This is a genomic window from Chthoniobacter flavus Ellin428, from assembly GCF_000173075.1.
GTDB lineage: Bacteria > Verrucomicrobiota > Verrucomicrobiia > Chthoniobacterales > Chthoniobacteraceae > Chthoniobacter > Chthoniobacter flavus.
The window spans coordinates 88899-109337 of record NZ_ABVL01000010.1 but is presented as its reverse complement, the minus strand read 5'-3'; the positions used below and the strand labels follow the sequence as shown (position 1 = coordinate 109337).

The 20439-nt window shown below is 61.6% G+C and carries 15 protein-coding genes; 8 read left to right on the top strand and 7 right to left on the bottom strand.

Features of this window, described 5'->3' with window-relative positions; genetic code table 11:
• Positions 1-13: 13 nt before the first annotated feature.
• On the bottom strand, positions 14-844 hold the full coding sequence (locus CFE428DRAFT_RS17120) for a DNA-methyltransferase (RefSeq protein ID WP_006980867.1): 831 nt from the start codon (positions 842-844) through the stop codon (positions 14-16).
• A 172-nt stretch (positions 845-1016) separates the two neighbouring features.
• Here CFE428DRAFT_RS17120 and CFE428DRAFT_RS17115 point away from each other — a divergent pair, with 172 nt between their 5' ends.
• Positions 1017-1565, top strand: a complete 549-nt coding sequence (locus tag CFE428DRAFT_RS17115; RefSeq protein WP_006980866.1) for a hypothetical protein — start codon at positions 1017-1019, stop codon at positions 1563-1565.
• Between the two features lie 76 nt (positions 1566-1641).
• Complete coding sequence (locus CFE428DRAFT_RS17110) at positions 1642-2592, top strand: DnaJ C-terminal domain-containing protein (protein WP_006980865.1); 951 nt, start codon at positions 1642-1644, stop codon at positions 2590-2592.
• 142 nt (positions 2593-2734) lie between these two features.
• Here the strand turns inward: CFE428DRAFT_RS17110 and CFE428DRAFT_RS33900 are convergent, their stop codons facing one another.
• The gene (locus CFE428DRAFT_RS33900) at positions 2735-5812 is read right to left on the bottom strand and encodes a PAS domain S-box protein (protein ID WP_006980864.1); all 3078 of its coding nucleotides are present in this window, start codon (positions 5810-5812) and stop codon (positions 2735-2737) included.
• 93 nt (positions 5813-5905) lie between these two features.
• Positions 5906-6439 carry an adenine phosphoribosyltransferase gene (locus tag CFE428DRAFT_RS17100; RefSeq protein WP_042725198.1) on the bottom strand — a complete coding sequence of 178 codons (534 nt, stop codon included), beginning with the start codon at positions 6437-6439 and terminating at the stop codon, positions 5906-5908.
• A 215-nt stretch (positions 6440-6654) separates the two neighbouring features.
• On the opposite strand from CFE428DRAFT_RS17100, the gene miaB reads away from it, so the two are divergent.
• The 6 genes from miaB (at position 6655) to CFE428DRAFT_RS17070 (ending at position 14383) form a co-directional block, all read left to right on the top strand.
• A complete protein-coding gene (gene miaB / locus CFE428DRAFT_RS17095) occupies positions 6655-8046 on the top strand; it encodes a tRNA (N6-isopentenyl adenosine(37)-C2)-methylthiotransferase MiaB (RefSeq protein ID WP_006980862.1) in 1392 nt (463 codons plus the stop codon).
• 161 nt (positions 8047-8207) lie between these two features.
• On the top strand, positions 8208-9014 hold the full coding sequence (locus tag CFE428DRAFT_RS35080; protein WP_006980861.1) for a L,D-transpeptidase: 807 nt from the start codon (positions 8208-8210) through the stop codon (positions 9012-9014).
• A 461-nt stretch (positions 9015-9475) separates the two neighbouring features.
• Positions 9476-9748: a WXG100 family type VII secretion target gene (locus CFE428DRAFT_RS17085; protein ID WP_006980860.1), complete on the top strand. Its 273-nt coding sequence runs from the start codon at positions 9476-9478 to the stop codon at positions 9746-9748.
• A gap of 3 nt (positions 9749-9751) precedes the next feature.
• Positions 9752-10285: a hypothetical protein gene (locus CFE428DRAFT_RS17080; protein WP_006980859.1), complete on the top strand. Its 534-nt coding sequence runs from the start codon at positions 9752-9754 to the stop codon at positions 10283-10285.
• Positions 10282-10494, top strand: coding sequence for a hypothetical protein (locus CFE428DRAFT_RS17075; protein ID WP_006980858.1), 213 nt, complete (start codon positions 10282-10284; stop codon positions 10492-10494). Before CFE428DRAFT_RS17080 ends, CFE428DRAFT_RS17075 begins: the two co-directional genes overlap by 4 nt.
• Entirely contained in the window at positions 10487-14383 is a 3897-nt protein-coding gene (locus tag CFE428DRAFT_RS17070; protein WP_006980857.1) for an FtsK/SpoIIIE domain-containing protein, read from the top strand. The genes CFE428DRAFT_RS17075 and CFE428DRAFT_RS17070 overlap by 8 nt, the downstream gene beginning before the upstream one ends.
• A 19-nt stretch (positions 14384-14402) precedes the next feature.
• On the opposite strand, the gene lpxD is transcribed toward CFE428DRAFT_RS17070, so the two are convergent.
• From lpxD to CFE428DRAFT_RS33895, 4 genes are all read right to left on the bottom strand, one after another.
• Positions 14403-15575, bottom strand: a complete 1173-nt coding sequence (gene lpxD / locus CFE428DRAFT_RS17065) for a UDP-3-O-(3-hydroxymyristoyl)glucosamine N-acyltransferase (protein ID WP_006980856.1) — start codon at positions 15573-15575, stop codon at positions 14403-14405.
• Positions 15541-16374, bottom strand: a complete 834-nt coding sequence (locus CFE428DRAFT_RS17060) for a fatty acid desaturase family protein (protein ID WP_202797455.1) — start codon at positions 16372-16374, stop codon at positions 15541-15543. Before CFE428DRAFT_RS17060 ends, lpxD begins: the two co-directional genes overlap by 35 nt.
• A gap of 524 nt (positions 16375-16898) precedes the next feature.
• Entirely contained in the window at positions 16899-18380 is a 1482-nt protein-coding gene (locus tag CFE428DRAFT_RS17055) for a DUF1501 domain-containing protein (protein WP_006980853.1), read from the bottom strand.
• A 3-nt stretch (positions 18381-18383) separates the two neighbouring features.
• Positions 18384-19694, bottom strand: a complete 1311-nt coding sequence (locus CFE428DRAFT_RS33895) for a DUF1553 domain-containing protein (RefSeq protein ID WP_006980852.1) — start codon at positions 19692-19694, stop codon at positions 18384-18386.
• Positions 19695-20439: the final 745 nt, after the last annotated feature.

The window sequence follows — 20439 nt, the reverse complement described above, 5'->3', positions numbered from 1 at the left end:
GCCGAAGCTGATTTCAGATTTCCGGCGAAATGCCAAGACGCGAGCGCGCCTCGGTCAAATATCCTTCATCGATCTCGAAGCCGATGAAGCGCTCCAAACCGCAGGTCGCCGCGGCGCTGGCGGCGTGGCCGATGCCGAGAAAGGGGTCGAGTCCGACGAGTCCCTCGCGCGCCCCGTGCAGGCGGAAGCACATTTCGGCGAGCTTCGTGGGGAAAGTGGCCGGGTGCGGGCGCTGGCGGTCGCGGTGCTGGATGGTCTCGTAGGAGATGAACCAGTTGTTGCCGCGGCATCGGCGGTCGCGCTTCACCCCGCGGGTATGCGCCCAACGGGCGATGTTGCTCTTGTCCGCATAGGCTACTCCAACGGCTAGGCGGTCGATCGGGACATCGCCCTTGTGCGTGAGGTGAAAGACGTATTCGTGGCAGTCGGTAATGTAGCGGCGCGAGTTGATCGGCTTGAAATGGCCGACGCTGAGTTCCGGCGCGCGGCGTGGCTGGACGGTCACGGACTTGATCCAATGGATCGTGTTCTGGAGGCGAAAGAGCGGCTGGAGGGCGAGAACGAGTTGATGCGGGAGGAGCGGATTCGCCGGTGAGGCGCCGACGTTGAGGAAAAAGGAGCCATCGGGTTTCAACAGGCGATGCACCTCGGTGGCCCAACGCACGGACCATTCGAGGTAATCTTCCCGTGAGGCGTCGTCACGGAAAGTGGCGTAGTCGATGTCGAGATTGTAGGGCGGCGAGGTAACCACGACGTCGACGGAATCGGCATCGAGATCCGCCATGCCAGATACGCAATCGCCGTGGTGAAGATCGAAACGAGTGGCGAGGCAATTGGTGCGCATGGGCGAGGATATTTGGCAGCCTCTGCAAATCGTACAAGAGAAATTTTGAGGTGATTTTTCGGGGCGCGGAGCGGTCCTAAACAACCGCTTTTTGGACCGCTTCGCGCCGAGTCACGCACTCCGTCCGCAAAAATTTCTGGCCAGACAAACGTCTCATCCGGCAAAAGGCGGCATGCAGACGATCTGCCCATTCGTCCTGAAGTCCTGGCGCACCATGCTCTGGTGCAGCCTGTTACTTTTGTTGCCTACGTCCGTCCTTCTGGCGGATGGCGGCCCGACCCCCTTGCCCAAAAAAGGCCCGACAGTGCCGGGTGATCGCGCGGTGCTGAAGGGCAGGGTCGCCTATGCGCCGGCGAATGCGCCGGAAAACATCAAGGTGGCCATTTGGGCGACGAACACGCTGGCGAGCAAACCCTACGTCTGGGGCGGCGGCCACGGTACGTTTTACGATCGCGGCTACGATTGCTCGGGCACGGTCTCCTTTTTCCTCCACAATGGCGGGCTGCTCGAACAGCCGACGCCCTCGAAGGGCTTTCTCAGCTACGGCGAGTATGGGCCGGGCAAGTGGGTGACAATCTACGCCAAGGCCGGACACGTTTTCGCCTACATCTGCGGGCTGCGGCTCGATACCACGGGCAAGGTGGAGGGCGAAGGGCCGCGCTGGCGGGCCGAATATCGCGAGCCGAATGGGTTCATTGCCCGGCATCCGTCGGGCATGTAGCGCAGGTTGATCACGAATTCGTCACACGAGAGACTGGCAGCCGCGCGCCGAATGACTATCTTCCTGCCGCAACCCTATGCCTGTTCAGTACAAGGATTATTACGCGACCCTCGGCGTGGCCAAAACCGCCTCGCAGGACGAGCTTCGCAAAGCTTTTCGTAAACTCGCCCGGCAATATCATCCCGATGTCGCCAAGGACAAGAAGACCGCCGAGGCGAAATTCAAGGAGATCAACGAGGCCTATGAGGTCCTCGGCGACGCCGACAAACGCAAGCGCTACGACGAACTTGGCGCCGATTGGGAGCACGGTCCGCAACAGCCTCCGCCCGGCTGGGGCCGTGGCGGTGGGCAAGGTTTCGGCGGCTTCGGCGACGGCGGCGGTTTTTCCGGCACCGGCTTCTCGGACTTTTTCGAGCAATTCTTCAGCGGCGGCGGCGGCGCACGGCAGGGCTTCCCAGGAGGCTTTGGCGGCGCGCAACAACCGGCCCGCGGGAGCGATATCGAAGCCGACCTACTGGTGACGATCGAAGAAGCGCTGCACGGCGCGAAGAAGAAGATTTCGTTCCGGCGCGACGGGCGTTCGGACGTGGAGACTTACGAGGTGCGCATTCCGAAAGGCGTGCGTGAAGGGCAGAAGATTCGTCTCGCCGGGCAGGGCGAGGCCGGCCGGCGTGGCCAGGCGGGCGATCTCTATCTCATCGTGCGCTTTGAAAAGCACCCCGACTACACGATCGATGGCAGCGATTTGATCTACGATCTGGAAGTGCCCGTGTGGCAGGCGGTGCTCGGCGACAACGCGAGCATCCCGACGCCGGATGGATCGGTCCGATTGAAGATTCCGAGCTGCTCGCAACCGGATCGCAAATTCCGCATCAAGGGCCGCGGCTTGCCGACAGGGTCGACGACGCGGGGTGATTTTTATGTGCGACTGGTCGTGCTCTTGCCGAACGATCTCACGCCGGAGCAACGGGCGGTTTGGGAGAAGCTGGCGCGGGCGTCGGGAGAAGTCGCGGGCACCACGCGTTAGCCAAATGGCAGATCGCAAATTGCAGATAGCTGATAGCCGATAACGAAGCGTCGAACCGTTGAAGCGCGGGAAGCGCGGGAAGAGCGCGGCATCACATGCGGCCCACTTGGCTCTCGCTACCTGGCTCTTGGCACTCCTCTCCCTAGGCCGTCTTCCGCTCGAACCGATGGAAGATCACGCGGCGGCGGGGTTGGGCGAGTATTTCCGCGACCTTGCGGCCGAGGGCGTCGATCTCGTAAGGCTTCGCGATCATGCCGGAGAAGCCGTATTCCTCGTAGCGGCTCATCACCGGGTCGTTGGCGTAGCCGCTGGAAACAATCGCGCGGATGTCCGGGTCGATCTCGAGCAGGCGCTTGATCGTCTCCTGCCCGCCCATGCCGCCGGGAATGGTGAGATCGGAAATGAAGAGGTCGTAGGGCTTGCCTTCCTGCATTGCCTTTTCATAAGCGGCAATCGCCTGGGTGCCGTCGTTGGTCTCGGTCACCTTGTAACCGCGCTCCTCGAGGGCGCAGGTCACGAGCATGCAAATGGCCTCTTCGTCATCGAGGACCAGGACGCGCGCGGAACCGGTCGGCGCCATCGGCACGGGGCTGGTATCCTGCACCTGCAGTTCATGTTCGGAAGCGGGCAGGCAGATGGTAAACGTCGAGCCTTCGCCGGGCTTTGAATCGACCGCAATGACCCCGTGGTGGTTCTTGACGATCGAATAGGCCGTCGCCAGGCCGAGACCGCTGCCCTTCGGCTTGGTGGTGAAATACGGATCGAAGATCTTCTTCAGATACTCCTCGGGAATGCCGATGCCCTGATCCTGCAGGGAAATCTTCACCCAGCGTCCGGCGTCGAGGCCGAGACTCACGCTGTGCGTCACGAGGTCGACATTCTCCGCCTGCACGCGCAGCACGCCGCCCGCCGGCATGGCCTGGTCGGCGTTCATCGCGAGATTGTTGATCACCTGGCTCATCTGACCGGGATCGATATCCACCGGCCACAGGTCGTCGGCCACATGGAATTCGATGTGCGCCTTCGAGCCGTGCAGGGTGAGGCTGAGCGTGTCACGCAGGAGTTGCGACATCGACGCCGTCTGCTTCACCGGCGCACCACCCTTGGCAAAGGTGAGCAACTGCTGCGCAAGTTCCTGCGCCCGGCTCGTCGCGCGCTTGGCCGCGCCGAGGCGCTCGCCCACCTGAGGCTCCGGCGCGCACAAGAGCGCCAGCGAGATATTTCCGAGGATCGCGGTCAGCAGGTTGTTGAAATCGTGCGCGATACCACCGGCGACCACGCCGAGCGATTCGAGTTTGTCCGCCTTTTGGCGCTCTTCATCGAGACGGCGCTTTTCCGTGACGTCGCGGAAGACCACCACCGCGCCCACCCGGCCGCCTGAGCGATCGCGAATCGGCGCCGCATTGCTCTCCACGAGCCGCTCGCTGCCGTCGCGCGCGATGAGCAGCGCCGGGCCATCGAGCCCCTCGGCGATGCCCGCCTCGACGATGCGTTGGATGGCCAGCGTGTAGCGCTTGCGATTGCGCTCGTTGAAAATCTGAAACACCGTCGCCAACGGCTTGCCCGCCGCGTCGTCCTGCGTCCAGCCACTGAGGCTTTCGGCCACGGGATTGAGCATCAACACGCTGCCGCTGGTGTCGATGGTGATGAAGCCATCCGCCATCGAGCGCATCGTCACTGCGAGACGTTCCTTCTCCGCGGCGAGATCTTCTTCCGAACGCTTGCGCTCGATCTCCGCCGCCGCGCGACCGGCGAAAATCTGCAGGGTCGATTCCGTGGCCTGCGTATCGCCGAGCTGCTTGCGGTCGAGCACACCGATCAGCCCCACCGTCTGGGCCCGATGATCCATGAGCGGCGCGGCGATGAAACTTTCAATGGCCAGTTCCTGCAGCAGCACGTCCTCCGGGAAGAGCACGCGCGCCCCGCCGAGATGCGCGCGGAAACCGCGGGAGATGGCATCGGCAAAGGCGGAATTAGCCAGCGCGCACTGACCGTTCCGCCGGATATTCCCCTGCTCCGCGAGCGCCAGCGTACTGAATTGCCCCGCGCCCTTGCCGCTCAACTCGACGAGAAACGCATAATCCGTCGGCAGCGCCTTCGAGAGCTGCTTGAGTAGCGAGCGCAGGAATTCCTCGCCCGTGCTCTGCGACACACCGAGGCTGATTTGCCGCAGCGTCTCCTCGGATTTCTGCCGCTCGCCCACGTCGCGCACGATGGCCACGTATTGCCGGCGCCCCGCGAATTCCATGGAACTCAACGAAATCTCGATCGGGAAAGGATAGTACCCCTGGCGCTGGCCCACGGCCATGATCGCCCCCCGCTTGACATTCTTCATGTCATGGAAAAAGAGCCGCTGCGGGATGAGCAGGGAAACGTTTTGGCCGATCACGCTCTTCGCCTCCTGCACGAACATGCGTTCGGCGGCGGGATTGAGCGACTGGATCATCCCGTTTTCATCCACAGTAATCACGCCATCGAGCGTGTTGTCGATAATGGCGCGGTTCTGCGCCGTGGCCTCTTCGGCCTTGCGCAGGTGCCGGCGGAAGGCGCGATAATTTTGATAGCTGGACGTAACGAGGAAACTCACCGCGAGCGCGCTGAGCAGCGCGAAACCGCAAGTCTGCAGCAGCCGCCGCCAGCGCGTGGCATCGTTCAGGGCCTCCAGCTCCGCGTTGGATGCGCGGACAAAGCGGCCCAGCTCCGCGCGAATCTGGTCGAACCGCGAACTGTCCAACCCGCGGGCCATCAGGGTCGTACCCTCGTGTCCCTGTTTGCGTTGGGCGATTTCCGGCCGGGCCGCGTTTTGCAGCCAATTTTGGAATTCCGCGCCAATGAACCGGATCGACTCCCGACGCGGCGCCTTGCTCTGCAGCAGAGGCATCAGCTCAATCAGGTGGGCCTGGAAAGCAACGCGGCGTCGTTCGAACTGCTCGAGGTGCAACGACTGCCCCGTCAACAGGTAGCTACGGAGCGAGATCTCCACGGCCGCGAAGTCGTTTTCCGCCCCCGTGGCCGCCTGCAAAATCGCATACTCCGTAGTCCGCGCCGTATCGGTGGCGTGTTCACGAATCGCCAACGTGAGAAACACAATTGCGAGCACCAGGATGACGCCGACCGCCAGCACCGAGGACCCGACATGCCGCGAGGCCAACCCGTCCTCCTTGGACCACCACCGGCGGAACCGGTGGAAGGTAGGAAGATGCTGAGCAAACGAGGACATGGCCATTTACTCCTTCTGAGAGAGCTAAAGGCATGCCTATGGGGGTTTTAGGCCCTCTTTTTGCCAAAAATGGCAAATGCGGCGGGCGAAGCCTCAAAAATGCAAAAACGCCCGGACCCGGTCCGCCGGGAGGTTCACCCGGCCCTGTAAAAAGTCGAGTTCGATGAGGAATTGGGCCTCCACCAGCTTCGCGCCCATCAGTTCGATGAGTTTGATCGCCGCAGCAGCCGTCCCCCCGGTCGCCAGGAGATCATCGATCAAGACCACCTTCTCGCCCGGTTGCACGGCATCCACATGCATCTCCACCACGGCTTCCCCGTATTCCAGAGTGTAAGCGGCGCTCTGCGTCTTGTAGGGCAGCTTTCCCTTCTTGCGGATCGGCACAAAGCCGAGCCCGAGCTGATACGCCACCGCCGCCCCGAAAAGGAAACCACGGGCATCGATCCCCACGACCTTTTCGGCTCCAGCCGCCCGGGTCGCCTCGGCAAAGCAATCGATCGCCAACCGGAAGAGCTTCGCGTCCGCCAGCACCGGAGTGATGTCCTTGAAAACGATCCCCGGTTTCGGGAAATCGACCACATCACGGATGGCAGAGCGCAGAATCTGGAGATCGCTATCGGAAGGCATGGGGGAGGGTTTGTGGCAGAGGATGGGGGAAGAGGAAAGGCAGAACATCCAACGTCCAACGTCCAACACCCAACATTCAACATCCAATCAAAGAACCCGCCACCGTCCCCATCTGCGGACACCGGTCCTCGCTTGCGTCATTGGATGTTGGGTGTTGCCTTTCCGCCTTTCCCAATTGGACGTTTCCCATTTCTTCGCTACCTTCCGCCCCTCCCATGCCCAAAGTTTTCCTGAAGACCTACGGTTGCCAGATGAATGAACGCGACTCCGAGCAAGTCGCGCGCATGCTCGTGGAGAAAGGTTACGAGATGACCCCGCACGAGACGGAGGCCGACGTGGTGCTGCTGAATACCTGCAGCGTGCGTGACATGGCCGAGCAGAAGGCGATCGGCAAGATGGGCATGCTCAGCCGGCTGCGGGCGAACAAACCCGAGATGATTTTCGGTTTCCTCGGCTGCATGGCGCAATCCCGCGGCGCGGAACTCACCCGCGACATGGGCCACGTGGATCTCGTGGTCGGCACCCAGAAATTTCACCGCGTGGCGGAATATGTGGAGCAGATCATCCAGCGAAAGCGGGAGTTGCGCGAGCGACTCATGGACGATGCACGCTTCTCCATCGTGGATGTCGAGGAAGAGGCCGGCTCGCAGGAAACCATTCGCGAGCACGTGCTGACGGAGAAGCAAGCCACGGCGTTTGTCTCCATCATGCAGGGCTGCAATATGCACTGCACCTTCTGCATCGTGCCGAGCACCCGCGGCGCGGAACGGTCGCGGCGCATCGAGGAAATCGTCCACGAGGTGGAGGGGCTCGTCGCCCGCGGGGTGAAGGAAGTAACGCTGCTCGGGCAGATCGTGAATCTTTTCGGCCGGCACGAGTTTGAAAAGCAGGACGGCAAATCGCCTTTCGTGCAGCTCCTCGAAGCCGTCCACGCCATCGAAGGCCTCAAGCGGCTGCGGTTCACCTCTCCGCATCCGATCGGCTTCCGCGACGATCTCGTGAATGCCTTCGCCGAGCTGCCGAAGCTCATGCCGCACGTGCATTTGCCAATGCAATCCGGCTCTGATCGCATCCTGAAAGCCATGCATCGCGGCTACACCGCGGAAAAGTATTTCTCGCTCACCGAAAAGCTGCGCGCCGCCCGGCCGGACATCGCGATGACCACGGATATCATCGTCGGCTTCCCGGGGGAGACAGATGAAGATTACGCCGCCACCCGCGATCTCGTGCAGCGCGTAGGCTTCGATAACGCCTACATCTTCCGCTACTCGCCGCGCCGCGATACGCCCGCCGCCACGATGGGCGACCAAGTGGCCGAAGCGGTCAAGGAAGAGCGCAATCAAGACGTGCTCCGGGTGGTCGATACGCTCGCCAAGGCGAAGGGCGAGGCGCTTGTGGGACGCAATGTGGAGATCCTTTGCGAAGGCCCGAGCAAGACGAACGACGCCAAACTCACGGGCCGCACGCCCGGAAACAAGATCGTCATTTTCGAAGGCAGCGAGCGCCACATCGGCGAGATCTTTGAAGTCGCCGTGAGCCGCTCGTCGGGCTTCTCGCTCTATGGTGATCCAGCGGTGCTGGATGGCGCGGCGCTGGCTGGGGTGTAGGGCGGCGAATCTTAATCGTAATCTTACTCTTGATCTTAATCCTCTGCAGCGCTCAGAGGATTAAGATTATGATTACGATTAAGATTAAGAAAAGACGGTCGCCCCGTAATTTTGCGGGTTCGCCCCTTGAGACTTGGTGCGAAGCCGCGTAAATACTTGCCGTGTTCAGACAAATCGCCCGTGGCCTCCTGGCCGCCGCCCTCGCCTTCGGTCTCGCTTCCTGCGCGACCAAGCCGAACCCTCATCTGATCCGCATCAGCGTTCCCGACCAGAAAATGGTGCTCTTCGAGCATGGTGTGGAGATCGCCCGCTACGATATCTCCACCTCGAAATTCGGCGTCGGCGACCGTCCCGGCAGCTACGCCACGCCCTTGGGCGAAATGGAAGTGCGGGAGAAAATCGGCAGCGGACAGCCGAGCGGCATGAAATTCAAGAACCGCCGGCCGACCGGCGAAATCGTGCGCCCCAACACCCCGGGACGCGACCCCATCGTCTCGCGCATCCTCTGGCTCCGGGGCCTCGAGCCGCAAAACCACCGCGCCTTCGACCGCGATATCTACATCCACGGCACCGCCGAGGAATGGAGCATCGGCACCCCGGCCAGCTACGGCTGCATCCGCATGCGTTCGCACGATGTCATTCAGCTTTTCGACCGGATCGGCGTCGGCACCCGGGTGGAGGTCGTCAACAACCACTTCCCCAGCGGAATGGTGGTGGGCAATGGCGCGACCGCTCCGGCCGGCCATTACAATATGGAGACGAATCCGCCCACGACTGCCGCGACGACGGCTGCGCCGGCGTCCACACCCGTCCCGATGGCTGCCACCGCGGCACCGACCCCGGCGAAGAGCAAGGTGACCAAAAAGCGTTCCAACGGTTCCACGGCGCCGAGCGCCGGCCCGACGCCCATCCCGATCTCGCGTCCCGCCTCCGCCGGTCTCACGGAGTCGACGAAAACGCGGAGTTAGGCGACTGCGACGGTTTCAGCAAAGGCGCGCTCCCCGGAATCATCGCTACCGTCTTTGACTTTTGAACCCCAAATTGGTTACGACGCCCATCCATCTGGATGGCAACCTGAGATGGGAAACGGGGTTGGAGAATGCAACCCGCTGGTGAAACACTCCAACCGAATCGATCCGTCTAAGCGCACCGCAGCGCCCTCAAAATATTTTTCCAAAAGGAGAACCCATGCGGCGTTTAGGTATAGGACAGGTGTCCTCACCTGCCGGGAGAAGCCCATTTCACGAGGTAATCCCGGCGCACGAGGGCCCACGTCCCGCCCTCTCCGTTTCGCCGGCGGAAAAAGCCGCCGGGATTTACCATCCCTTTACAACCCGCAATTTGTATTTATCCACCTGACTGTTTAGATTAGGTGTATTCACGCAACGGCGGGTTTGACCCGCTCAACCTTCCCCACCCAAGCACACTTATGGCCCAAGCAATCATGGATCCCGAGGAGGTGCGGCGCTTCGCCAAGGAGCTGAAGCGTTTCAATGACGACGTGCAGACCAAGGCCTCCGCGCTGCAAGCTCGTTTCTCCGCCCTCTCCGCCACCTGGCAGGATCAGGAACACGAAAAGTTCGCCGAGGAATTCATCACCACCATGAAGGTGATCAAGAAATTCACCGAGATCTCGGAGAAACACACGCCCTTTCTCCTGCGCAAGGCGCAGCGGATCGAGGAATATCTCGACCAGCGCTGAATCATGGCCGGCAACCAGGCAAACGTCACCTCGGTCGATGCGCTCGATGCTTTTCGCGCGGGCCTCATCATTTTCCAGAGCAAAGCGCGCCGCGCCCTCGATGACGCCACCGATGAGCTGCGGCGCACCCGCATGTGGTTGCAACACGAGCAGCGCACCCGCTGGGAAAATGAGATGAAGAAGCGCATGCGTGCCCTCGAAGCCGCCGAACAGGAGCTGATCAGCGCCAAGCTCTCCAGCCTGCGCGACAATATTACCTTCCAGCAAAACGCCGTGCGCAAAGCCAAGGCCGCCGTCGCCGAGGCCGAGGAAAAACTGCGCATGATCCGCAAGTGGAACCAGAATTTCGACGCCATTGCCGACCCCATGGCCAAGCGCCTGGAAGGCCTGCGGCAATTTCTCGATTTCAACCTGCCCAAAGGCATCACCTACCTCGTCCACGCGGCCCAGACCCTCGAGGCCTATGCCGAAGTGCAGGCGCCGAAAGACGCGCCCAACGCCGCCCCTGCGGCCGAACCCGAAGCCCCCTCCGCATGAGTGCCAAAGAAAGCGGCGCCAATCTCGTCCAGGCCCTGAAGGAACTGAATCTCAAATGGAACGAAGCGCGTTCCCATTGGCATGATCACAAGGCGCAGCAGTTCCAGCGCGATTATCTCGAAGATCTGCCCGATCACGTCCAACGCACCATGGGCGTGATGCAGGAAATCGATGTCCTTTTGAAACGTGTAAGAAGTGAATGTGAGTAAGCCCGACCTTCGTCCCACCCGCGTCCTCGAACTCCTCGCCACGCTGCAAAAAACCGCCGCCGCCTTCGCCCAGCGCGAAGAGGCCTTGAGTCGGGATTTTGCCGCGCGCCGACATACCATTAATCGCCAGCAGCGCGACGGCAAGGAGAAGGCCGAGACGCGCTTCACCAACCTCGTCGAGGAGGCTAATGCGTATTGCCAAAACGGCCGCCAGCGCCTGACCGCGCTCTACGAAGGCCGCCGCATGCGCGTGAACCGCTCCGGCACCGCCATGCTGCGCAAGCTGCCGCTCCACGCCCGCCAGGCCAAGGAGCGCTGGATGGGGGACCTGCAGCTCAAGCAATTCCAAGCCGAGCGCAAACTCGAGACCGACCAAAAAGCGGCGGACAAGGTGCACGGCAACTGCATGGAGCAGCTCGACGCTGCCGAGGATGCGATGAAGAAAATGCGCCGGCAGGCGCGCCGGGCCTTTGGCGGTTACTTCAGCTTTCTCAAGCAACTGCGACCGATCAATGCCCAGGCGCCGACGCCGGCGAGCTGCGAGGAAGGATTGAAGGAATTGAACAACGCGGTCGCCGTGGCCCAGCAATATCTCGGTGAATACCTGCGGCGTCCGTTGCCGAAGTTCTTCGGCTATGCGCTGCCCTATGTGGTCATCCCGGTGCTGCTCCTGCTCGCGGTCGCGGCGGCGGTGGCGATGCCGCCGAATGGCATCGTGCTCGCGGGCATTCTCGGCGCGCTGGCTTTCCTTTTCATCATCGGCGCGGTCATGGGGCACCAACAGGGCAAGGCCTTCGTGCCGCACTTTGCCAATGCTCTCCGCGTGGCCACCGTGCAGCACGCGGCCATCAAGGGGCTGGCCGACCACGAGCAGCAGGTGGTGAAAGATCGCGCCCAGGAGGAATTCGAAAAGACCCGGGGCGGGATTGCAGAGCAGTGGAGACGCTCCGACCAGGTGGAGGCCGAGTTCGAGCACAAGATGCGCAAGAAAATCGAAGCACAGATGCCGCGCGTGACGGCGAAGATCGATCAATTTTCCGCACCGAAACTCGCCCGGTTCGTCACCGAACGCGATGAACGCCAGGCGCGTTATCGCCAGGATGCCGATGCCCGCCGGCAGACGCTCGATGCCACGCACGCCACGGAATCGACCGCCATCACGCAGGAAGAAGCGACCCGCTGGGACGCGCTCGCCGCAGAGTGGCAGAGCGCCATCACCCCGCTCTACGAAAACTTGCACGCCATCCAGTCGGCCTCCGCCGAGTCTTTCCCGCCCTGGTCGGAATCCTTCCTCGAAAGCTGGACCATCCCGAAGTCATTCACCTGGGCCACGCGCTTCGGCCAGCTCGATACGACGCTCGCGGCGCACCCGCAGGACCCGCGGCTTCCCCTGCCCGGCCCCGCGCAATTGACCGCGCCGCTCGCCCTGACCTATCCGCTCGAGGGCTCGCTGCTCTTCGAAACGAAGGAATCGGGCGATGCCACGATGATTGGCACGCTCAACGACATCATCCTGCGCCTCTTCACCACCAGTCAGCCGGGCAAGCTCGCTTTCACCATCATCGACCCGGTCGGCCTCGGCCAGAATTTCGCCGGCCTCATGCACTTCTCCGATTACGAGGAAGCGCTCATCAACCGGCGCATCTGGACGCAGCGTGACCAGATCGACGAACGCCTCGGTGAGCTCAACGAGCACATCGAGAAGGTAATCCAGATGTATCTGCGCAACGAATACGCGACGATCACCGAATACAACGAGAAAGCCGGCAGCGTGGCGGAGAAGTATCATTTCCTCGTCGTCGCGGATTTCCCGGCGAACTTCAGCGAGACTGCCGCCAAGCGCCTGCAAAGCATCGCCACCAGCGGCGCGCGCTGCGGCGTCTTCACCCTCATTCATTGGGACGAGCGGCAGGAATTGCCGGATGGTTTCGTGCCCGACGAACTGCGCAAGAGCAGCCTCGTGCTCAAGCGCCAGGGCAATCAATTCGTGATCGCGAACGCGCCCACCGAAGCGATGGCCCGGCTGACTTTTGACGCCCCGCCCTCCGACGAACTCGCCGCGCAATTCGTCCACAAAATCGGCAAGGCCAGCGTCGATTCCAATCGCGTCGAAGTCCCCTTCTCGCAGATCGCGCCCGCGCCCGGCCAGCTCTGGACGAACGATACGACCAACGAACTCAAGATCGCCGTTGGCCGCACCGGCGCGACCAAGCACCAGTATCTCGCCATCGGCAAAGGCACGCGCCAGCACGCGCTCTTCGCCGGCAAGACGGGCTCCGGTAAATCGACGCTCTTCCACATCATCATCACGAACCTCGCGCTCTCCTGCTCGCCGGAGCAGGTCGAGTTCTACCTCATCGATTTCAAGAAAGGCGTCGAGTTCAAGTGCTACGCCGAAAAGCGGCTGCCCCATGCCAGGGTCGTGGCGATCGAGTCCGATCGCGAATTCGCCCTCAGCGTGCTTCAGCGCGTGGATGAAGAACTGAAGCGCCGCGGCGATATTTTCCGCAAGCTCGGCGTGCAGGACGTGGCCGGTTACAAGCGCGAAGGCGGCACGGAGCCGATGCCCCGCGCCCTGCTCATCATTGACGAATTTCAGGAGTTCTTCGTCGACGACGATACCATCGCGCAGACGGCTTCGCTGCTCTTCGACCGCATCGTTCGTCAGGGTCGTGCCTTCGGCATTCACGTGCTGCTCGGTTCGCAAACACTCGGCGGCGCCTATTCGCTGGCTCGCGCGACCCTCGGCCAGATGGTCATTCGCGTCGCGTTGCAGTGTAACGAGGCCGATGCCTATCTCATCATGGACGACAACAACCCGGCGCCGCGTCTGCTCTCGCGCCCCGGTGAAGGCATCTACAACGACGCCGCCGGCGCCATCGAAGGCAACAGTCCCTTCCAAGTTTGCTGGCTCTCCGACAGCGAGCGCGATGTGCGGCTCGATGAAATCCATGCCTTGGTCGAACAGCGCCACGCGGACTACGGCACGCCCATCGTCTTCGAGGGCAACGCGCCTGCAGCGCTCCCGGAAAACGATGTCCTCCGCCGGACGCTGGACGCCACGCCCAGCGTGGCCCCCGCGGTGGGCCGCGCCTGGTTCGGCGCGCCGAATTCCATCAAAGGCCCCACCGAAGCGATGTTCCAACGGCAGAGCGGCAACCATCTGCTCATCGTCGGTCAGCGCGACGAAGCCGCGCTCACCATGCTCGGCATTTCCATGCTCTCGCTCGCCGCGCAATATCCGCTCGGCGCCGCGAAGTTCGTCCTGATCCAAAGCACCACGCCCGGGTCCCAGGACGCGGAGTTGCTCGACCGCGTCGTCGCCGCCATTCCGCATCCGGTGACGGTCAGCCGTGGACCGGAAATCCCGCAGATCATGTCCGACCTCTCCACGGAGCTGAAAGCGCGCTCCAACGGCGAGGCGCCGCACGATGCGCCGGCGATCTTCGTCCTCATCCACGGCCTGCACCGTTTCAAGAAGCTGCGGCAGGAAGACGACTTCAGCTTCTCAATGAGCAGCGACGACTCGGCCGCGAATCCCGGTGCGCTTTTCGCCGATCTCATCACCGAGGGCAGCAGCTACGGCATTCACCTGCTGGTCAGCATCGACACGCTCAACAACGTCAACCGCAGCATGAGCCGCAAGGCGCTGACGGAATTCGAAATGCGCGTCGTCTTCCAGATGAGCGCCAACGATTCCGCCAGCCTCATCGACTCGCCCAAGGCCAGCAACCTTGGCCTGCACCGCGCGCTCTACTACAACGAGCAAGCCGGCACCCTCGAAACCTTCCGCCCCTACGCTGCCCCCGACGCCGCGTGGCTCACCGACGCCGCCGCCAAACTGGCCCGCCTCAAGCAAGCCCAGCCCGGCGCGGCCACGCCTGCATAGACGGCGGACAAGGAGAGCCTTAGGCGGAGCGTTGATCTGGTTCCGGCGAAGACGCTTCGAGGGCGTCCAACCGGGCCGTCAAACGTCCCACGAGATGTTCCAGTTCGCGAATGCGCCGGGTTGTTTCCGGCAATTGCTGCACCCCGATCCACTGGCGTTTGGTCTGTTTATCGGACATGGCGGGAATTCCCAGCACGGTGCCGCCCGCCGGCACGTCGCGCATGACTCCGGATTTCGCTCCGATGGTTGCCTGATCGCCGAGATGCAGATGACCGGCGATGCCGGACTGTGAGGCGACGACCACATAATCCCCGAGACGAGTGCTGCCGGCAAAACCCACCTGGCCCATGATCAGACAATGGCGGCCGAGAACGACATTATGGGCGATGTGAACGAGGTTGTCGATCTTGGTTCCGGCGCCGATCACCGTCGAACCAAGCGCCCCGCGATCGATGGCTGAATTCGCGCCGATTTCCACATCATCCTCAATGACCACCTTGCCAACCTGCTGAATTTTCCGGTGCACGCCTTGATCAAAGACGTATCCAAAGCCGTCCGCCCCAATCACGGTGCCAGCGTGAATGGTCACGCGGTTGCCGATCAACGTCTGGTCGTAAACGACCACGTTGGGAAACAGGCGCACATCCTCACCCAAGTGAACGTTCTTTCCGAGGTGATTTCCGCCCACCAGGACGGAACGCGCTCCGATGCAAGCTCCCTCACCGATGACGCAGCCAGGGCCGATGTGCGCGGTGGGATGCACTTCGGCAGAGGAGGCCGTGACAACGCTCGGATGAATCCCGGCCGGATATTGCTCCTCCGGGAAAAAGAGCGGCAGCAACCGGGCAAAAGCCACGCGGGCATCTCGCACCCGAATCAGCACTTTCTCTGGGGATCGAAATGGGCCCGCGACCAATATGCCACTCGCCGCACTTTGCGCGGCCGCCTGGAAATGCGCGCCTTTTTCGGCAAACGTGAGATCTCCACACCCCGCGGCATCCGCCGCGGCAAGGCCAGTTAAAAGCGTGTCCGCGTCACCCTCGACTTCGCCCTGAACTCGGTTGGCAATTTCACCCGCGGTAAAGGAAATGGAAATAAGCGTGAAGAGGAAACACGAAAGACGCCGAGGCGCCCATCGCTTCGATGGAAGGGTTCGCTTAGACGGCCGGTGCGGGTTGCCGCATCGCTTCATCGAGGCCGACCATGCGTTGCTGTTCAACATCCCACACTTTCAGGCGGAGACAGCGAATAATTTCGCGCGGATGAAGAGAGGTGATACGGGAAGCGCTCAACTCGGGCACGCCGCGCGCCACTTCGGGCAGCCGATAGAATGGAATCCGGGCATTCAAGTGATGGATGTGATGGTAGCCAATGTTCGCCGTGAACCAGGCCATGATGGCGCCTGTCCGCAGGAAGCTGGAGGACTCGATCGCCGCCTTTTCATAAGTCCAGCCGGCCTTGTCGTTGAACAAAACACCGGGAAAATTGTGCTGCGCGTAAAAGAGATACGTCCCAATCCCGTAGAGCACGAAGTGCGGAATCGTCTGGGTGAGGAGCAGCGCCATCCAGCCCCAATAGTGAACCAAGGCGACGCCGATGGCAGCATGCAGTAGCAGTGCGATAAGACCGTCGTAGTTCCGCTTCGGATTGTTCACGAACGGAACGAGGCACATTCCCACGATGAAGACGAAGAAGTAGCCGAAGAGAATCGTCAGGGGATGCCGGGTGAAAAGGTAACGAAAACGAACCAACGAGGAGGACTTCAAATACTGGGCCTTCGTCATGATCGGAAACGAGCCGATATGCGATCCGCGCAACTTGGAGTTGTGGCTGTGGTGATGGTTATGCGAGCTGCGCCAGATGTGACTGGGGCTCAAGGCGAGAATTCCAAACACCCGCATAAACAGGTCCGCCGCCCGCGAGCGAGGCAGGATGGCGTGGTGCTGTTGGTCGTGGTAAATGACAAACAGTCTGCAGGAGCAGCAGCCCACTGAGAACGCTGCAGACCACCCGTGAGGTCAGATTCAAACTCCAATGCGTTCCGGCGAATGCAATGAGGAGAAGGAACGTGGTCGACAGGACGTACCACCAACTTTCTGCGGTGGAGTCCCTGGCGTATCGCTTGGTGGCAAGAATTAACTCCCGACCGCTTTTTAGGTTTAGCTTCAGAAAGAAGTATGCACCCGAAAAGGAATCTTGTCGCCCGCAATTCAGGACAATCTCCTAGAAGACCCTGCGGTGTTTACCACCACAGCGCTGGGATTTGGTCCTGTCGCAGATCGCGACGGCTAAGCCGCCTTCGTCTTTTTGGCGAGCGCGAGTCGCTCTGTCTTCTTCCGGCGAGCGGCGCGTTTCTTGGCGTTGTCTTTGCCTTTATTGTGTCCCATAGAGGCTCACCAGACACGCTGTGACCGACAATACCAAGAGGAATCGTCGCGGCAGCCGCATAAAGTTCCGCCTCTCTGCAGAAGCACCGACGTTGCTACCGGATCGGCCATTTCGGTGTGTGCCCCGCCTATGAAAGGATTGCTTCAATCACCTTCCCATGCACATCGGTGAGCCGCCGCTCGATGCCGTTGTGATAGAAGGTGAGCCGCTCATGATCGAGCCCGAGGATGCGCAGGATGGTCGCGTGCAGATCATAGATGGTCGCGACCTGCTCGACCGCCCGGTAGCCGAACTCGTCCGTCGCCCCATAGCTGAACGCCCGCTTCACACCCGCGCCCGCCAGCCACACGGTGAAGCCTTTCGGGTTGTGGTCCCGCCCATTGGCGCCTTTTTGGAACGTCGGCATGCGCCCGAATTCCGTGACGAAAACGAAGAGCGTCTCCGCCAGCAATCCGCGTTCTTTCAAATCGCGTAATAGCGCCGCCGCCGGCTGATCGAGAATTGGCGCATGGATGTTGTATTGGTCCTGGATCTTCTTGTGCCCGTCCCAATTCCCCACGCCCTCGCCCATCGCGTAGGAGCCATTGAAGAGCTGTACAAAACGCACCCCGCGTTCGATCAACCGCCGAGCAAGCAGGCAATTCTTCGCAAAGCCCGCCTTCGTCGTGTTGCTATCATTGACCCCATACGCCTCGAGCGTTGCGGCGTTTTCGCCGGAAGTGCCACTCACCTCCGCTGCGGCCAACTGCATCTTCGCCGCCAGTTCATACGCGGAAATCCGCGCCGCGAGATCGCTGTCCCCGGGATTCTTCGCCAATTGCTGATCGTTGAGCAGCTTCAAAAAATCCCGGGTCGCACGGTCGTCGCTGGCGCTGATTCCTGTCGGGCGTTCGAGATTGGGAATCGGTTTGTCCGCATTGAACGCCGTCCCTTGAAATACCGCGGGGAGAAAGCCCGACGACCAATGACGCGAACCAATCTGCGGGACACCGCGCGGATCGGGAATCGCCACGAAAGCCGGGAGATCGCGGCACTCGCTGCCCAGCGCATACGTTACCCACGAACCGATTCCCGGAAAGCCGTCGAGGGTGAAGCCCGTGCTCATCTGGTTCTCCGCCGGGCCGTGCGTGTTCGACTTGGCGGTCATCGAGTGGATGAAGCACATCTCATCCGCCAACTCGGCGAGATGCGGCACGAGATCGCTGACCATCTTGCCGCTCTGCCCACGTGGCTTGAACTCCCACAGCGGCTTGATGAGGTTGCCCTGCTGCCCCTGGAAAGTGACCAGCCCATCGCCACCCGGCATCGGCGTGTCGTGCCGTTTCACCAACTCGGGCTTGTAGTCAAACGTATCTACGTGACTGAGCGCGCCCGAGCAAAAGAGCATCACCACGCGCTTCGCTTTCGCCGGGAAATGCGGCGGTCGCGGCGCGTAGGGCTGGGTCGGATCGATGACCGGGCGAATGGGCGAATGATCCTCCGCGAGCAGTTGCTGTTCACCAAGCAAGGTCGCCAGCGCGATCCCGCCCAACCCCGTCCCGCCCCACCGCAGAAAATCCCGGCGACTTAGCAAATGGCGCCCCGCATGAGAAAGCAGTCGATCGTTCATAAATCAAAACACGTTGATGAATTCGTTGGCGTTGAAGAGCGCGCGGCAAAAAACTTTCAATCCATGTTGCTGGATGAGTTGCGCCGCTGCTGCCGATTCCTCCACCGATGGCGAACGTCCAAAGGCGAGGAGAAACGCACGGTTCACTTCCTCCTTCACCCTTCCGCCTCCCTCTTTTTCCAATCGCTCGTCGAGATACCCGGCTTGCTGCATGGCAAAGGTGCTGTTGAGCAAATTGAGCGCTTGCAGCGGCGTGGTGGAACTGGTGCGCCGCGGCGTGATCTGTCCCGCATCCGGGCAATCGAACGCGCCGAAGACATCATCCAACTGCACGCGCGGCTTCGACTGATACACCATGCGACGAAACTCCGCCGGGCCAAACTCCTTTCTCGGCGTATAGACCTTCACGTAGTTGTCATTCGATTCGAAGAGATCGAACCCCGGCCCGCCCATCCGCAGATCAAGCTTCCCGCTCACCGCGAGAATCGTATCGCGCAACTCCTCCGCCTCTAGTCGCTGCGGCGGGAAGCGCCAGAGCAGCCGCGAGCCCGCGTCGACCTTCATCGCCTCGGTCCTCGGCTGGCTCGACTGCCGGTAAGTCGCCGACAGCACGATCAAGCGCTGCAGTGCCTTTACGCTCCACCCACGCGCCATGAACTCGCTCGCCAGCCAGTCGAGCAACTCCGGATGCGTCGGCTTTCCACCGTTGAGCCCGAAGTCGCTGGGCGTATCCACAATCCCGGTGCCGAAATGGTAATGCCAGATACGATTGACGAAAACGCGCGCCGTGAGCGGATTCTTCGAATCGACAATCCAATTCGCGAAGGCCGTGCGCCGCTCCTGTTCCGGCGCATCCGCGCTCAGCGAGAGATTCCCGCCAAACTCCGCCAACCCGGACGGCACGACCTGTTCCTTTGGCTGCATCGGATCGCCACGATAGAGCCGATAGGACGGCCCAGGTTGTTCGAACTTGCCGGCGTACACCGGCGGAAACGCAGTGAGAGTGTGAATCTGCTCTTCCAGCCTCCCTCGTTGTGCCACGAGTTTGGTGACTTCCGGCAATTGGTCCGGTGGCACATTGCTCAGCGTCGGGATCGCGGTGATCCGCTTGCGCATCTCGACCGGCAACCGATCCACGGACGAAGCCGCCGTCCGCCACGACTGGCCATCCAGCGAAACTTCGATGCGATAATCGGTCGGCAGACGGTCGTCGTAAACCTTCTTCTCGTTCGCGCGGTCGCGGCTCCAGGTGATGCGCTGGATCTTCTCCGGTTTCGCAAATTCCAACTGCACCCAGCCCCCGCCCTTTTTCATTCGAAATCCAACTATGGCTGTTGCCGTAGAGTCCATCATTGATATGCGCGAGCTGATGCTTGGGATTGTGGCCTCCATCCAATACGCCCGAGGCCGTGGCGACTGTCCCCGCACTGGCCAGGGCGACATTGCGCGAATTCTTCTCAGCCGTGAAAGCCTCGAGCTCATCGATGCACGGCTCGGCCGAGCTCGAACCGTGAATCGTGAAGCGCACAAACTTCGCCTCCACCGGATGGAAAAACTCTTCGTTTCTCCCCTGTGTCACCGGCGGACGCACGTGCGGCGCGATAATCGGAGACTTGGCCGGCGCATCCGCCGCGGCTTCCTCAAAGAGAATGGCATCCGCCACGATCGGCCCCGCGACGTCGCCCGACCGGAGAATCACCCGACTCTCCGGCTTCAGATCGTAGACGCCCGCGTTGAAAAGTCCGCTCCAGCGCCGCTGATTCGGAATCGCTGGTGCGCCATCGGTAAACTTGCTCTGGTCGACGCGCGCGATCTCCACCTGGTCAGTGGTGGTTTTCAAATCACCGTCGCGATCGAGCACGTAGCGCGCATCGGAGACGTGCGTCGGATACGTCGCCCAGGAAAGCCAGATCGTGAACCGCCCCGAAAGCCGCGGCTCCCACGAGAGGAAATCTTCGCGCGTATCCTTTTTCGCCGTCCAATAGCTATAGCTCTCTCCCAGATTCGGCAACCGCGCGATATCCCCCGGATCGCTCGCCTGTCCCTTCTCCTTGCCCTC

What these genes read in the sequence shown, in the direction of transcription:
- CFE428DRAFT_RS17080 (WP_006980859.1), top strand. Translation starts at nt 9,752, where the DNA reads ATGGCCGGCAACCAGGCAAACGTCACCTCGGTCGATGCGCTCGATGCT.
- CFE428DRAFT_RS17075 (WP_006980858.1), top strand. Translation starts at nt 10,282, where the DNA reads ATGAGTGCCAAAGAAAGCGGCGCCAATCTCGTCCAGGCCCTGAAGGAA.
- lpxD (WP_006980856.1), bottom strand. Translation starts at nt 15,575, where the DNA reads ATGAAGCGATGCGGCAACCCGCACCGGCCGTCTAAGCGAACCCTTCCA.
- CFE428DRAFT_RS17055 (WP_006980853.1), bottom strand. Translation starts at nt 18,380, where the DNA reads ATGAACGATCGACTGCTTTCTCATGCGGGGCGCCATTTGCTAAGTCGC.
- CFE428DRAFT_RS17110 (WP_006980865.1), top strand. Translation starts at nt 1,642, where the DNA reads ATGCCTGTTCAGTACAAGGATTATTACGCGACCCTCGGCGTGGCCAAA.
- CFE428DRAFT_RS17115 (WP_006980866.1), top strand. Translation starts at nt 1,017, where the DNA reads ATGCAGACGATCTGCCCATTCGTCCTGAAGTCCTGGCGCACCATGCTC.
- miaB (WP_006980862.1), top strand. Translation starts at nt 6,655, where the DNA reads ATGCCCAAAGTTTTCCTGAAGACCTACGGTTGCCAGATGAATGAACGC.
- CFE428DRAFT_RS17085 (WP_006980860.1), top strand. Translation starts at nt 9,476, where the DNA reads ATGGCCCAAGCAATCATGGATCCCGAGGAGGTGCGGCGCTTCGCCAAG.
- CFE428DRAFT_RS33895 (WP_006980852.1), bottom strand. Translation starts at nt 19,694, where the DNA reads ATGAAAAAGGGCGGGGGCTGGGTGCAGTTGGAATTTGCGAAACCGGAG.
- CFE428DRAFT_RS33900 (WP_006980864.1), bottom strand. Translation starts at nt 5,812, where the DNA reads ATGTCCTCGTTTGCTCAGCATCTTCCTACCTTCCACCGGTTCCGCCGG.
- CFE428DRAFT_RS17100 (WP_042725198.1), bottom strand. Translation starts at nt 6,439, where the DNA reads ATGCCTTCCGATAGCGATCTCCAGATTCTGCGCTCTGCCATCCGTGAT.
- CFE428DRAFT_RS17120 (WP_006980867.1), bottom strand. Translation starts at nt 844, where the DNA reads ATGCGCACCAATTGCCTCGCCACTCGTTTCGATCTTCACCACGGCGAT.